The sequence below is a fragment of the uncultured Nostoc sp. genome, assembly GCF_964245575.1.
In the GTDB taxonomy this organism is placed as follows: Bacteria; Cyanobacteriota; Cyanobacteriia; order Cyanobacteriales; family Nostocaceae; genus Nostoc.
The window spans coordinates 1-13,690 of record NZ_CAXTNP010000220.1; the positions used below are offsets into that span (position 1 = coordinate 1).

Annotated in this window: 18 protein-coding genes and 1 pseudogene; 6 read left to right on the forward strand and 13 right to left on the reverse strand. The window is 43.3% G+C overall.

What is annotated here, in order from left to right; all coding sequences use genetic code 11:
* The coding region (locus ACFFAP_RS27585) for a sulfate/molybdate ABC transporter ATP-binding protein (protein WP_375514218.1) at window positions 1–1,146 on the forward strand (1,146 nt) is incomplete at its 5' end.
* A gap of 197 nt (window positions 1,147–1,343) precedes the next feature.
* On the forward strand, window positions 1,344–1,958 hold the full coding sequence (locus ACFFAP_RS27590; protein ID WP_375514219.1) for a Uma2 family endonuclease: 615 nt from the start codon (window positions 1,344–1,346) through the stop codon (window positions 1,956–1,958).
* Window positions 1,959–2,049: 91 nt separating this feature from the next.
* Here the strand turns inward: ACFFAP_RS27590 and ACFFAP_RS27595 are convergent, their stop codons facing one another.
* The 4 genes and pseudogenes from ACFFAP_RS27595 to ACFFAP_RS27610 form a co-directional block, all read right to left on the reverse strand.
* Window positions 2,050–2,436 carry a hypothetical protein gene (locus ACFFAP_RS27595; RefSeq protein WP_375514220.1) on the reverse strand — a complete coding sequence of 129 codons (387 nt, stop codon included), beginning with the start codon at window positions 2,434–2,436 and terminating at the stop codon, window positions 2,050–2,052.
* A gap of 270 nt (window positions 2,437–2,706) precedes the next feature.
* Window positions 2,707–3,063 carry a clan AA aspartic protease gene (locus tag ACFFAP_RS27600; protein WP_375514221.1) on the reverse strand — a complete coding sequence of 119 codons (357 nt, stop codon included), beginning with the start codon at window positions 3,061–3,063 and terminating at the stop codon, window positions 2,707–2,709.
* Window positions 3,060–3,332, reverse strand: a complete 273-nt coding sequence (locus tag ACFFAP_RS27605; RefSeq protein WP_375514234.1) for a hypothetical protein — start codon at window positions 3,330–3,332, stop codon at window positions 3,060–3,062. The genes ACFFAP_RS27600 and ACFFAP_RS27605 overlap by 4 nt, the downstream gene beginning before the upstream one ends.
* 87 nt (window positions 3,333–3,419) lie before the next feature.
* Window positions 3,420–3,575 (reverse strand): annotated as a pseudogene (locus ACFFAP_RS27610) (AMP-binding protein); the annotation flags it as partial.
* A 233-nt stretch (window positions 3,576–3,808) separates the two neighbouring features.
* On the opposite strand from ACFFAP_RS27610, the gene ACFFAP_RS27615 reads away from it, so the two are divergent.
* Window positions 3,809–4,036: a hypothetical protein gene (locus ACFFAP_RS27615; RefSeq protein WP_375514222.1), complete on the forward strand. Its 228-nt coding sequence runs from the start codon at window positions 3,809–3,811 to the stop codon at window positions 4,034–4,036.
* Here ACFFAP_RS27615 and ACFFAP_RS27620 read toward each other — a convergent pair.
* The 6 genes from ACFFAP_RS27620 to ACFFAP_RS27645 all read right to left on the reverse strand — a co-directional run bounded on the left by ACFFAP_RS27620 (window position 4,022) and on the right by ACFFAP_RS27645 (window position 8,508).
* The gene (locus ACFFAP_RS27620) at window positions 4,022–4,771 is read right to left on the reverse strand and encodes a hypothetical protein (protein WP_375514223.1); all 750 of its coding nucleotides are present in this window, start codon (window positions 4,769–4,771) and stop codon (window positions 4,022–4,024) included. The genes ACFFAP_RS27615 and ACFFAP_RS27620 overlap by 15 nt on opposite strands.
* A 362-nt stretch (window positions 4,772–5,133) precedes the next feature.
* Entirely contained in the window at window positions 5,134–5,922 is a 789-nt protein-coding gene (locus tag ACFFAP_RS27625; RefSeq protein ID WP_375514224.1) for a hypothetical protein, read from the reverse strand.
* Between the two features lie 228 nt (window positions 5,923–6,150).
* Entirely contained in the window at window positions 6,151–6,321 is a 171-nt protein-coding gene (locus ACFFAP_RS27630; RefSeq protein WP_375514225.1) for a hypothetical protein, read from the reverse strand.
* Window positions 6,322–6,758: 437 nt separating this feature from the next.
* Window positions 6,759–7,142 (reverse strand): hypothetical protein, encoded by a 384-nt coding sequence (locus ACFFAP_RS27635; protein ID WP_375514226.1) that lies wholly within the window; start codon window positions 7,140–7,142, stop codon window positions 6,759–6,761.
* 121 nt (window positions 7,143–7,263) lie between these two features.
* Entirely contained in the window at window positions 7,264–8,193 is a 930-nt protein-coding gene (locus ACFFAP_RS27640) for an RNA polymerase sigma factor (protein WP_375514235.1), read from the reverse strand.
* Window positions 8,194–8,226: 33 nt separating this feature from the next.
* On the reverse strand, window positions 8,227–8,508 hold the full coding sequence (locus ACFFAP_RS27645; protein WP_375514227.1) for an RNA polymerase sigma factor: 282 nt from the start codon (window positions 8,506–8,508) through the stop codon (window positions 8,227–8,229).
* 491 nt (window positions 8,509–8,999) lie between these two features.
* Between ACFFAP_RS27645 and ACFFAP_RS27650 the strand changes: the two genes are divergently transcribed.
* The gene (locus ACFFAP_RS27650) at window positions 9,000–9,152 is read left to right on the forward strand and encodes a hypothetical protein (protein ID WP_375514228.1); all 153 of its coding nucleotides are present in this window, start codon (window positions 9,000–9,002) and stop codon (window positions 9,150–9,152) included.
* 201 nt (window positions 9,153–9,353) lie between these two features.
* Here the strand turns inward: ACFFAP_RS27650 and ACFFAP_RS27655 are convergent, their stop codons facing one another.
* Window positions 9,354–9,494: a hypothetical protein gene (locus ACFFAP_RS27655; RefSeq protein WP_375514229.1), complete on the reverse strand. Its 141-nt coding sequence runs from the start codon at window positions 9,492–9,494 to the stop codon at window positions 9,354–9,356.
* 61 nt (window positions 9,495–9,555) lie between these two features.
* The gene (locus tag ACFFAP_RS27660; RefSeq protein ID WP_375514230.1) at window positions 9,556–10,713 is read right to left on the reverse strand and encodes a pyridoxal phosphate-dependent aminotransferase; all 1,158 of its coding nucleotides are present in this window, start codon (window positions 10,711–10,713) and stop codon (window positions 9,556–9,558) included.
* Between the two features lie 197 nt (window positions 10,714–10,910).
* On the opposite strand from ACFFAP_RS27660, the gene ACFFAP_RS27665 reads away from it, so the two are divergent.
* Entirely contained in the window at window positions 10,911–11,510 is a 600-nt protein-coding gene (locus ACFFAP_RS27665) for an MBL fold metallo-hydrolase (RefSeq protein ID WP_375514231.1), read from the forward strand.
* Window positions 11,511–11,899: 389 nt separating this feature from the next.
* Entirely contained in the window at window positions 11,900–13,126 is a 1,227-nt protein-coding gene (ribD, locus tag ACFFAP_RS27670; RefSeq protein ID WP_375514232.1) for a bifunctional diaminohydroxyphosphoribosylaminopyrimidine deaminase/5-amino-6-(5-phosphoribosylamino)uracil reductase RibD, read from the forward strand.
* Between the two features lie 27 nt (window positions 13,127–13,153).
* On the opposite strand, the gene ACFFAP_RS27675 is transcribed toward ribD, so the two are convergent.
* Window positions 13,154–13,372, reverse strand: a complete 219-nt coding sequence (locus tag ACFFAP_RS27675; protein WP_375514233.1) for a hypothetical protein — start codon at window positions 13,370–13,372, stop codon at window positions 13,154–13,156.
* Between the last annotated feature and the right edge of the window lie 318 nt (window positions 13,373–13,690).

Consider the following 13,690-nt stretch of genomic DNA (forward strand, 5'->3'; position numbering starts at 1 on the left):
GGGGAGCAGGGAGCAGGGAGCAGGGAGCGGGGAGCAGGGGGAGAAATTCTTTATACGTTGGACTCTACTTCTGAGTCGCGTGGCTTGTTTGTCAACATTGAAAAAATCCTTCCTAGCTTTGATTTAAAAGTTGCTTTCAGTACCGATGAGCAACCCTTGGGATTATTGGGGGGTTCTGGTGCAGGTAAGAGCATGATTTTGCGCTGCCTTGCGGGGATAGAAACGCCCACAATCGGGCGGATAGTTTTAAATGGCAGAGTTCTGTTTGACTCAGAACAAGGAATTAATTTACCCAGCCGCGATCGCCGCATTGGTTTTTTAGTGCAGAATTACGCTCTGTTTCCGCACATGAGTGTGGCGCAAAACATCGCTTTTGGCTTGCCTAAAGGACTATCGCCTGGGAGTATTAGAGTGCAGGTAGAGGAGCAACTAATAGCGATGCAGTTGCAGGGATTAGGTGATCGCTATCCGCACCAACTTTCTGGGGGCCAACAACAACGGGTAGCCTTAGCAAGAGCATTAGCAAGTCAACCGGAAGCATTGCTTTTGGATGAGCCGTTTTCGGCACTCGATACCCATCTACGTAGTCAATTAGAGCAGCAAATGACAGAAACTCTTGCTGGCTACCAAGGTGTAACTCTATTTGTCACCCATAATATGGAAGAAGCTTATCGGATTTGCCCGAATCTGTTGGTATTGGAGCATGGTAGAGCCGTTCATTATGGTAGCAAATATGATATTTTTCAGCATCCAGCTACTGTGAGTGTTGCCCAACTCACTGGATGCAAAAACTTTTCCCGTGCTGTTCTCCAGTCATCACAACAGGTAGAAGCGACTGATTGGGGTTGTACTCTCCAAGTAATTGAACCAGTCAAAAGCGAATTGTCCCACATCGGCATTCGTGCCCATCAGTTCATTTTTACCAACGACTCATCACAGGAAAATACTTTTCCCTGTTGGGTAGTAGGAACAAGTGAAACGCCCCACCGCATGACGTTATTTCTCAAACTACATTCTGCTGGCAAGAATTCTCAAGACTATCATTTGCAAGCTGAAGTCTTCAAAGAAAAATGGGCGACTATGAAAGACCAAGCTTTTCCTTGGTATGTGCGTTTAGATCCTCTGCGCTTGATTTTGATGGAATGAACGCAGAGATACACATTGCAATCCCAATTCCACAAACATAACCAATATGATGTACTGTCATGCTTCCAGAGTTTGATATGCTCAACCCAACTTACTATTCTAATTTAAGAGCGCGATCGCGAAGACAAGCGTGTAAAATGTGTTAGTTAATAGGGTAGGCATCTTTCACTTAAATCCCTATTGTGTAAGAGGTCAAGATGGTACAGATACCCGCCAGTCCAGAAACCGAAACCCTATTGATTGAGTTGCCTAAGACGATTGGGTTGTACGTTACCCAGGAACAGTTTGCAGCCCTAGCAGCAGCCAACCGAAACTTGAGACTGGAAAGAACCGCACAGGGAGAGTTAATTGTGAACCCACCAACGGGCTGGGAAACTGGAGAACGCAATTGGAGTATTTCTGGAGAGTTGTATTTGTGGTGGCGTAATTCGGGCGAACCGGGTAAAGCCTTTGACTCTTCGACTGGCTTCATTTTACCCAATGGTGCGACTCGCTCCCCCGATGCCTCTTGGGTGAGCCGAGAACGTTGGCAGGCACTTACTCCAGAACAAAAAGGAACGTTTCCTAATATCTGCCCGGATTTTCTTGTAGAGTTACGCTCTAGCTCAGATCGGCTTGGGTCTTTGCAAGCTAAGATGAGGGAGTACATTGACAATGGCGCTCTGCTGGGCTGGTTAATCGATCCGCAGCAGCGACGGGTGGAAATTTATCGACCGGGATTAGCAGTAGAAGTGTTAGAGAATCCAACTGAGTTGTCCGGTGAAGCGGTGTTACCGGATTTTATGTTGAATTTACGTCGGGTGTGGGATTGAAAATTACATATTTTCTACATGACATCTGCAATCTACCAGGGGAGTGTCAGTTTCTTCCAGAGGTTTCCCCAGTCAATCCGACTTCTTTGCTCTAAAGATACGCGCTCAAGAAACACTGCCTTGGGCGATCGCTTTTCTCCTCGTGCAACAGGTTAACAAAAGTGAGAATGGCGATGTCTTCATATTCTGCCATTTTTTGCAAGAGATAGCTGATTTTAATGTTGGTATAGCGCTCGCGTGCATCCTTAATCTCCAGAAAATTCTCGGTTGAAGCTGCAAAGCGCGACGGTAAAACAGACCTAGTGCTTGATGATAAAGTTGGATGTCGTCGGGGTTGGATGCGATCGCTTCGAGTATTAGCAAAATGCGTTTGTGCCGCGTCGCTAAGGAGTGTGGGTGCGGGAATGGCAACAACTCCAGCGTCAAGGCAACTAAAAAAGGCGGCGATAGACTCTAACCCTTGGGGATATACCAGCAAGACTCTTTCGCCAATTGAGAGTTGAGATTGTAAGTAAACCGCGTTCGCGTAGCGTCTCGGAACGAGAATCGCTCATGGACTGATTTATCTACTCCTGTTCGTCATCATCAGGCAAATTGCAATCCGTTTGTTTGCAACAACAAACGAGAACTTAGGGTATTGCGATCGCTTCCTGGCGTCGCAATGATGCACCGGAATAATTCAAAACTCCAGGTTTTTTAATGGATGAAGTTTATAGTTGAGAATCTATGAAATCGAGGGTGGGATTTTTTATAACGAAACCAAACCATTGTCGTCAAAATCTATCTCTAAATGATATCCTCCCATCAAAGTATTTCCAAGTAAAGGTTTATAACCCGAAGCTAAAATAGGGACTACTTTTTCTATATTGTCCCAAACAATTGTTGCTAAATGTATAGATAATAAGGCTTCGCTACCGTCAGCTAATCTTGCAAGTGTGCTGGAATATAACAGAAGATTCATCGCACTGACTGCTTGTGGTGGTAGAGTATGATGGTCGTTGAATCCAGTATCGATAACAAAATCTAGAGAAAAATCTGGTTGTGTAGGTAAACGAAAAATTACTGGTACTATTGCTTTACCGTCTATCAATCTCCCGTAAATCATTCGACAGTACGCTCAATTGCACCACCAAAGCTGACAGCAACATCATAACCAATCCGTATAGTAAACAATCTGGCATTTGGTTTCTTCTGCTTTAATTTTAATGCTGTTTCTACGCCAGTTTTATCAATTCCGTATTCGCCAGTTTCAGAATCAATCACAATCATCTTGCCAAGATTATCACCATACTCAACTTGTTGGCGAATGCCATTTTCGTAAAATTGTTTGGCTCTGTGGGCGACTTCTTCTACACTCCAAAAAATAGCCTGCACGATAATTACACCTGCTTTTTGCTCTTTAATTATTGTAACCGAATCCCTGATACCGACGCGTAGGCGTAGCCCGCCGCAGGCATCGCCTTTTTCAATACCAGCGTCTCTGAAAACCCAGGCTAGTTGATCGGAAAGTTTGTCTAGCTGCCGATACGTGATAGCGTTGTTTCTATAAATGACTGCTTCTCGATCTGGGTATTGCTTGGCGCTGGTTTCTAGAAGCTGATGGATTAGATATAGCATAGTTGAGCTTTTTGAGATTCTAGCTTCCCATCTTCTAAAAAAGAATAGACTATTTGGTCTGGGTTTTGGGAGGTGCGTTAGCGTCAGCTTTGCCGCTAGGCATCGCTTTTCTCCTCGTGCAACAGGCTAACAAGAGTGAGAATGGCGATGTCTTCATATTCTGCCATTGTTTTGCAAGAGATGCCCGATTTTAATGTTTGTATAGCGATTGCGTGCGGGGTTGAAGGCTGGCAATGCCAACTTTAATTAATGCTTGGGAATGCAATCGCCGAAGGAAGCGCCTAAAGGCTACCCTTGAGGTGCGATGGATTTGGCGGCGATCGCACAATTGGGGAAACAGCTGCGAGCGAGCTACTATGCCTGCTAAAGATATTGATCGCGCTTTAGGAATGATGGCAAGTGATGGCAAGGGTCGTAAAGTCAAGACTAATTTAAGAGCGATGGCTCTATATCAGCTTTAAGATGAACTGTTCGCGCTTGTCACCAAGTTTCTCGATGACCTGTTTTCTAACCTGACTGTAAATACCTTCATTCAGGCTAGCAAGATAGGATACGCTGGTAATTTTGCCCTGAACCAGGGAAGTGAGAAAGCCTTGTGTAAACAATTTTTTTTCTATTTTTTGTTTTGTTGTTAATATTATCCCCACACTTGCTAAGTTTAAGGATTGATCTACTACATCTACTTGTAGATTAATTGTACGTAAATCTTTAAGTGGTATAATTTCGCCAGGATTATTCACATCACTGGAGCTAGCATTTGAGTTATCAACCGCCACAAAGTTTGTGAAACTATTGTAAATATTAACTCTTTTATCATCATTTGCTAATTTATTGAAAATATTGATAGTGTCTTCCACTAAAACCAGTTCTGCATTGCTGATCTTCTGATCATTGGCAAGTTTTTGGAAAATATGGATGACAACATCCTTTAATGTAAATGTTTTATTCTTAGGAAAATAATCATCAAAGTTAAAGAAGGGATTGTCCCATCCTAATTCGCCCAAGGTATCAGTATAGTATCTATACCAATCCTGGGATTTCTGGAATCGTGAATACTTCTTATCAGCTGCTAGCTGTGCTAGCAAAGTTGAATCCAATATATCATTTTGATTCTGTACTGTCTGCTTTGGTTGTGGTGCAGAAGTAATAAAAGAAAATAAAACACCAGCATCAACAAATGCCACATTGTTGTTCATAATGATTTTACCTTTACATAAACAAGATTTACTAATTCCACCAACACCAAGAATAATCCATAGAAAGCTTGATGATGTACAGTCAGTAGATCGAAAACTTTTGTCAGTTAACGCAATAATGAGGGTTTCAGCCGACGTTTCTGGGACTGAAGAGAGCGATCGCACCTGATCCCATCTACAACCCTACTGCTTGAAAAGGTGATGCCGACGGGATTTCAGCAGCTTGTTTACGCTTGCTCAAATCAACGGCTAATGGTTCTGGAAAACTTTGCGATCTACTGACAGTGGTTACATCACCAAGCTCAGACGCAAATACTAGCTCCTACAGCCTAGAGTGTTACTCTGTGATGAAGGCAGAGTAGCTAGATCTCGATATCTTTGATGAATTTCTGGGCTTTATCGCCTAGTTTGTCAATTATTTCTTGTCTGACTTTGCTGTAAATTATGTTATTCAGTACAGCTTTTTGAGCACTTTGAAAGATTTTTACCTCTGTTGTAGTCCAACTCCACCATAAGAAGTTAGTAACATGTTTATTCGCATTAAACTGCATAGCACTTAGGGCCATCACCATGTCTCCACGATCTTGTGATACTGGAAGAATTTGGAAGTTGCCAGAAGTTTCAGGAAAGCTTTGAGAATCAAATAAATTCACAGCATTTTCATTATCTTTGTTCTCCTCCAAAGCATTCATGGTGGCGGTTAGTATTGCTATCTCATTGCTAGTGGCTATAGCACTCAGAATTTGAAGCACAGCATCATTCATCTTGAAAGAGCTGCCTGTGGGAGTAAATCCCCTAAATGCAAATGCAGGTACTACCCAACCAACGTTTGCAAGCACATCGATGTAGAAGTCATACCACTCTTTTGTCTGTTTATAGCGATCATACTTTTTAGTAGCCGCTAATTGTGCAAGTAGTGTAGAATTAAGCACATCCTCCTTGTTTTGTTGTGAAAGACCTCCTACGAAGGAAACAAGGCTGCCAGCATTAGCAGCAGCGGCTGGCGCATCGTCTTTTATTGCTCGCTCTCCAAAACTTCGCATTGTTTCAAGCATTGGCAGTTTATATTCGTGTTCTTCTGGCAGTGCTAATTCAGTAACGAATCCTTGAGCGTATTTAATTTCTTCTAATGAAAGTGAACTCACTGTCATTTTCTCCTAATTTGATGTGTGTTGTCTTTAAGACGATTCCAAGAAGTAATTTGTGAATTTTTCGAGTTAGAAGCAGTTTTTTCCTAACTTGATGCATCCCATGAAACCCGCCTCAAGCACTCTTTAGCTTTTCGCATCCTCCCAGACTCAAACTCTACCAACCGCGGAAGAAAAGCGATCGCCTTCCACAAATAAACGAAGCGATCGCCCTCTCATCCCCAAACTCTACTAACCGTGATCGCACCCCTTCGTCTCAAACTCAACCAAAAAGCGATCGCCTTTCACAAATAAGAAAAGCGATCGCACTCTCATCCCCAAGCTATACCAACCGTGATCGCCTCCCAAAAATAAGAGAAGCGATCGCCCATCATCCCCAAACTCTACTAACCGCGATCGCACCCCTTCGTCTCAAACTCAACCAAAAAGCGATCGCACTTTCTTCCATCAATAATAAAGAGGAGCGATCATCTGTCTACAAATCAGAGAAGCGATCTCTCACCCACTGTTAAACTCGACTAACCGCAGTCACCCGTATCTACCATCATGATTGGTTAGATTTATCCAGGGCTTTTTTTTTTGCCCTTTTCGTCGATGCCGGTTTTCTCTTTCATAGTCCAGTCACTGTTGCTGCGATCCAAAGGAAGTATTGTTGATGGCATGATTCATTTAATGTCTTTCGATGTAAACTAATGACGCTTTCCAAGCCAAATTGTGAATTCTAAGGAATGAGGATTAAATAAGCTCCAAAAATCGGTCATGCAATAATGGGCTGAATCTATCCACTGAATTCTTCGATTCTAGAGCTGTAAATCAGCCCCCTTTTAGGTCAAGTCAAGTCATAGATTAGGCTGTGTACGGCACACGCAGTTACAATCTGGAGGGGCGGCTACTGCAAGAAAACCAGCATTACATTGTGAGTTTATGATTTGACAACGCCCACTTGAACCATTGGGCGTAGCCTGACAAGTCCCAGGGTCGATAGCTTGTGACAACAATAGGTTGGGTGCGATTTGAATTGCTGATTCAATTTGAGAAAGTTCACTACATTCAATTTGATTGGTATTGCTCAAATCTTGACTGAAAATTTCTTCTCGTTCAAAATCCACTTCAGGAATCTGATGAATAGACGCGGCAGAAACAGGCGAGATAAGTGTTCCCAGCATGATAGCAAGTCCCATGATTGTGGAAAGTATTGTCGTAATCAATGATTTGTATTTCATTTTTATTAGCTTGTTTCTAAATCTACACTCTTAAGACGATTCCAAAAGTCAATTTCTGAATTTTTCGAGTTAGAAGTTTTTTCTCTAACTCAATGGGCGTTCATCTCTCATCCAGTAACGATTATCTATAGCAATCGCCTTGGCGGTTGCTATAATTACAGTTTCCCAACAGATTGCAAATATTCCACAGCGATCGCCCCTGCCATGCCATCAGGCATCGCCAAAAGTTACCCTTGGGATAAAGCTGATTTGAGGAAGTTTGACTCAAAAGAAACCTTCCCATCATCTTCATCCCCGACAGATTCTTGACAAAAGCTTGAAAATAGGGAACACGATACAAAGGAGGAGAACGGGACGGTAGCAGAAATTCTCCCCATCCTTTCCCCACAAGAGGCTGTTGTTGCCTCCTCTGCACTGCCAGACAGGAATTCCCCCAACGTCCAGTTTCTTCATCAAATTGTGCCAAACCCAAAATCAGTACAGGCTGCCTTTCATAGAGTACCGCCTCAACGCACCGACAACCATGACTCTTTACCTCTAACTTCCCTTCTTTAGTCTCCGCAACAGAAGCCGAGTCAGAGTGCCGCACCGATCGCGCTACCTCAATCGATTCCTCACCCACAACACTCTCCAGTTCCTCCACTGCAACGGATAACGTCACCGTCTCGTCCACAATCGGTTCAACTGGCGCATTACCCTTGGATATTTCCCCAATTGCAGACTCCGTTGTAGCTTTTGTTGGCGTAACAGATTTATCCGTATCAGTCCCATCCTCCCCGATAAAATATCCCCTCAACTCCTCACGCAGAATTGCCCGCGCCTGCGAGATGCGCTTGCAGACATTCTGGTAGGAAATATCTTGCTGTTGGGCAATCTCTGGATAAGACAATTCCTGATAAAAGTGCAGGATAAACGTCTCACGCAGCCTTGTCGGTAAATTAGCGATCGCACGACGAATCACAATCTTTTTCTCGCCAGTCTCCATTGCACTTTCTGGCGTATCCTCAAATGAAACCAGTCCTTGCTCCTCATTAGAGGCGTATACTTCTATATCCTCAACTCTATTCGCACCGCGATCGCGTTCTCAATGAATATCCACGCAGAGATTATGAGTTAATCTTGTCAGCCACGCCTTAAAATTAGCAATTTCCTCCGCATATTTTTGCACCTTTTCCCAAGCCTTGAGCATCGCCCGACTCAGCGCATCTTCTGCATCTGTCAGGTTCCCACCTATCCACTTGAGACAACAACGATAGAGATAATCTCGATATTGGTGCCATTGTTGCCAAAACCTTTTCCCTGAATCTTCAGAGTTATTCCGCAGGCAGGACGTAACCGATGCAACTACTGATTGATAATTTGACATGACTTTTGACCTGGTAGTGTATCCAGTTGGTGCAAAATTAATGCCTTCAATTCCTTATGTGCTAGGCTTCAAGTATGAAATGTGGTCTGAGAGTCGAATAAAGAGGTACTGATGTACGCTTTGTGTACAGCATCATACTTCCTCTTTATTTGTTTACAATTTGCAAACTCTTCAAAGTTTTCGATCTACTGACTGCACATAAGTTTTTAAATTTCTAACGCTTGTTAGATGAATCCCATGATGCTTGGTTTTTCAAATTCATAGTTGAGTTAAACTCAGGACTTTTAAAATTCAGCTTAATTCAGGTATTCATGAAGACGTAAGCATGAAACATGACTTCTGATACAAAATCAGGCGTGACTACCAAACAAGGTATAAAAGCCAGTATCAGTTAGACATGGGAACAGGGGGGCAGTTTTGGGGAAGCGATCACACAAATCGAAGTCGCACTTACATTAGTTATGCTTTTACAAGAAGAAAAAGCATAACTAATGCGAGATGAACTGAATAAGAATGATAATTGTTATTATGGAGGCAGCGATCACTTTTTGTTTGAGCTTAAGACAAAGAAAGCCGATGGTAGTTATGTAGAGTTGGGAAATAAGGGGGCGATCGCTTTTACACCAGTAGCTCAATTTAACTGACTTTTAATAGTCCTGAATTTAACTCAACTATAAATTTGAAAAGTCAAGCATACTTTGAACATGGAATTGTGAACGCTAATAAAAATCTTTCAAGTGAGTATTAAGAACGCGACACATATAATCCAACAACATAACAATTGCAAACGGAGTCAAACAAAGTCTACTACTCTTGTACACATTCAGAAATATCAAGTTCAGGAGTCAGCTTTGAACACATTCTGTAACAGTATCAACAGATCCCAAGGTGACAAGATTGTACTGGATAAGACTACCTTTAGTGCGATCGCACATTTTTGCAGATAGCATACAAGTGCGTCCCATGAACTCAGAACCGCTCATCATAACGAACCGCAGAGTGTGCAGAGAGAATAAATTAGTCTTAGGATCTGGATTGTAGCATTGCTTAGAGTTTGAGTAAGCGATCGCTCGCTGTTTGTAATGTCTCAGGTCTTTTGCTGAAGCAAAATCTGATCAATGAATGTCCTTTTTCTGGTTGGCTGAAAAAGCTGGAACCAGGAACTACGGCAACACCAATATTTTTAATTAGATGGTAAGTGAATTCAATATCTGTTTTGTAGCCAAATTTGGAAATATCTGCAAGAACGTAATAAGCTCCTTTGGGAACGAAATAAGGAATGCCAACTTGATCTAGAATTTGTAAAATACTGTCTCGCTTCTGGTGATAAAGTTTGGCTAGTTCTTGATAATAGGATGGTGGCAGTTGCATGGCGGCAACTCCGGCTCGTTGCAATGGTGCGGGAGCGCCAACGGTCAAAAAGTCATGGACTTTGCGAATGGCTCCCGTTAATTCGGGGTTTGCCAAAATGTAGCCGACTCGCCATCCAGTGACGCTGTAAGTTTTGGATAAACCGTTAATGGTAATTGTGCGTTCTTCCATACCGGGAAGGGTCGCTAGGGCAATATGTTGAGTGCCATCATAGAGAATATGTTCGTAAATTTCGTCTGTGAACGCTAACACATCCCACTTTTGACAAAGTTCAGCAATTAGGGTGAGTTCTTCACGGGTGAAGACTTTACCTGTGGGGTTGTGGGGTGTGTTGATAATAATAGCTTTGGTATTGGCATTGAAAGCTTGACGCAACTGTGCTTCATCAAAGGTCCAATCGGGGGGATGCAGTGTCACGTACCGGGGTTTAGCACCAGCTAAAATCGCATCGGGGCCGTAGTTTTCGTAATACGGCTCAAATACAATCACTTCATCCCCAGGATCGACTGTCGCCAGCATCACAGCTGCCATTGCTTCTGTGGAACCGCAGGTGACGGTGATTTGGGTTTCGGGATCGATATCTAAGCCGAGATACCAACGAACTTTGTTGGCGATCGCATGACGAAATGGGCGATCGCCCCAAGTAATGGCATACTGGTTGACATCTGCCTCTATTGCCTCATAAGCTGCCTGTTTCAACTCCAAAGGACAAGGAAAATCAGGGAACCCCTGAGCCAGATTCACTGCATCGTGTTGCAGTGCTACCCGCGTCATTTCTCGAATCACTGACTCTCTAAACTGGTCTGCCTTCGCTGATATTTTTTGGCGCTGCATCTCATTCACCCCTATACCTCCGTTGATCTCTATTGCAGTTATCCAGGAATTTCTGTAAACCAAATAAAATTCATAATATCGATAGATTTATCGTAGTATACTCAAATTCCAGATGCAGAGAGAATGCAACCTTATAATCTATATACTTAATTATTGAGATTAATAGTCAATTATTGAAGTACTGATCCAGAATCATCATGAAATCTTTGCACCGTCCCGATCTCTATAGCTGGTCTAATTTCAATCCGGCAAGAAATATTGATTTCAATGGGATTGCCTGGATTCGCCCAGATGGCAACATCTTGATTGACCCAGTAGCGCTATCAAACCATGATTGGAATCATCTCAAATCCCTCGGTGGTGTGGTTTGGATTGTGCTGACGAATTCTGAGCATGTCAGGGCAAGTAAAGAAATTGCCGATCAAACTTATGCTAAGATAGCTGGCCCTGTGGCAGAAAAAGATATTTTCCCTATACCTTGCGATCGCTGGCTGTCAGATGGAGAAGAATTTGTACCAGGACTTAAGGTGATTGAACTCCAAGGCTCGAAAACTCCCGGTGAATTGGCTCTGTTACTGGAGGAGACGACTTTGATTACAGGAGATTTAGTCAGGGCACGCAAAGCAGGTAGCTTAACTATATTGCCAGATGACAAGCTGCTGAATCGAGAGAAGGCTGTTGCTTCTGTTCGCAGGCTGGCTCAACTGAGTCGCATAGAAGCAGTGCTGGTGGGGGATGGTTGGCCCGTCTTCCGCGATGGAAGCGATCGCTTAAAGGAACTTGTAGCGACGCTGTAAATGGTAGGGTAGCACAGCTAGCTGTGCTACCCTACAGGAGATTGTGGTTCAAATATATGAAAAAGGCTGTAAGAATAATTATGAATATTACAGGCTGATATAGGACTCATATTTGATTGCGTGAAAAAACTCAGTACACCTTTATTCCTTCTTCTCAGTCCCAAGTATTGAGCGATGCACTGAGTTTCGACTGCCTCAACTACCGCTTGTCGAAGTGTCCCCAGTCCCTACGAGTAATTCAGGAATCAAATCGGATTGCTATACAAGTTAAGACAGCTAAATAATTGCGCCTGAATTTGACTCTGTTTAATTATCACGAGGAAAGCGCGATTCTCCTGTGAAAAGGCTGTGCGATCGCGTGCAGAATATTTACAGTGTTGCCTAAAATTATGGATAATTCCCCAGTAGTCACTCAAGCAGATGCATCCTTAGCAAATTACACTCAGGAAAATATACATTTAGTGGAGTCAGCAGTTGGATTGAATTCACCACCAAAGGAAAAGATCGGAAGTGACTTTGACTCTCGCATGATGCTGCGGTGTTTGTCACTTGCTCGCCGCGCTTTAGGACGGACTTCGCCAAATCCGTTAGTGGGAGCGGTGATTGTCAAGGATGGCGAGATTGTAGGCGTTGGATTTCATCCTCGTGCAGGTGAGCCTCATGCAGAAGTGTTTGCCTTAAGGGCAGCAGGCGATCGCGCTCGTGGTGCAACAATCTACGTCAGCCTAGAACCTTGCAATCACTACGGACGTACTCCCCCGTGTTCAGAAGGATTGATCCAAGCAGGGGTGGCAAAAGTGGTGGTGGGTATGGTTGATCCTAATCCCCTGGTAGCTGGAGGTGGTATTGCCCGTTTACGTGCGGCGGGGATCGAGGTGTTGGTAGGAGTAGAAGAATCAGCTTGTCATCAGCTAAATGAAGCTTTTGTGCATCGCATTCTCTACAAACGACCTTTAGGAATTTTAAAATATGCCATGACTTTAGATGGCAAAATTGCTACTACCTCTGGTCACAGCGCCTGGGTAACAAGCCAAGAAGCCCGCAGTGAAGTACATCAGTTGCGGGCGGCTTGCGATGCAATAATTGTCGGCGGTAATACAGTTCGACAAGATAATCCTTACTTAACCACTCGTCAGGTGGAAGCACATAATCCTCTACGGGTAGTGATGAGTCGCCATCTCAACTTACCGGAAAATGCCCATCTGTGGCAAACTGCGGATGCTCCTACTTTGGTGTTGACAGAGAAGGGTGCTAATCCCAACTTCCAAGAACTGTTGCTCAAGCAGGGGGTGGAGGTGGTGGAATTAACATCACTTACACCAGATCAGGCAATGGCGTACTTGTATGAGCGGGGTTTTTGTAGCGTCTTGTGGGAATGTGGCGGAACCTTAGCTGCTAGTGCGATCGCTCAAGGAGCAGTGCAAAAAGTTTTAGCATTTATTGCCCCGAAAATCATTGGTGGTAACATTGCTCCCACACCTGTGGGCGATTTAGGTTTTACTACCATGACTGAGGCGTTGTCTCTAGAACGTGTACGTTGGCGTGTAGTAGGCTCTGACTGCTTAGTGGAAGGTTATTTTCCCGAAAAGCCAATAGTCAATAGTAATAACACTTGACTATCAATCAATTCATCGTAATATTGCTTATGAACACTGACGATCATGGGCAATATCACGTATAAGGGCTAGCCGAGATTGAATGTAGTGGCACAGAAAGTCAGTTTCGTTAGAATCTAACAACACTTGCGTTTCGGTTTGTTTCACTAACCACTGCACCAAGCTAGCATCATCCAGTTGTAAGAGGAGCTTGACTTGGGCAGTTTCAACCACTGACCAAAGCTGACGCATGATTGTAGGAGTCATCAGACCTCAATTGAATAATTAGCTTCGCTAGTCTTCAGATTACACAATTACAATCGCACTTGACGACATTAATGTAGAAGTTGAGACAAGTATTATTAAAAAATTAATAATAGTATTTATAACTTTATGAAGATTAAGAATTTTAAACTCAGTTTTGAAAATGGGAATTGGGCATTGGGAATTGGGAATTGGCGATTAGTTAGGACTGATCATTTAACAAATGACTAATGACTAATACTTCGGCAACTCTTGGAGACGCTACGCGTTAGCGGAGCTTTCGCTTTAGCGATACGCTCAGTACAAGTGACTAATGACTAA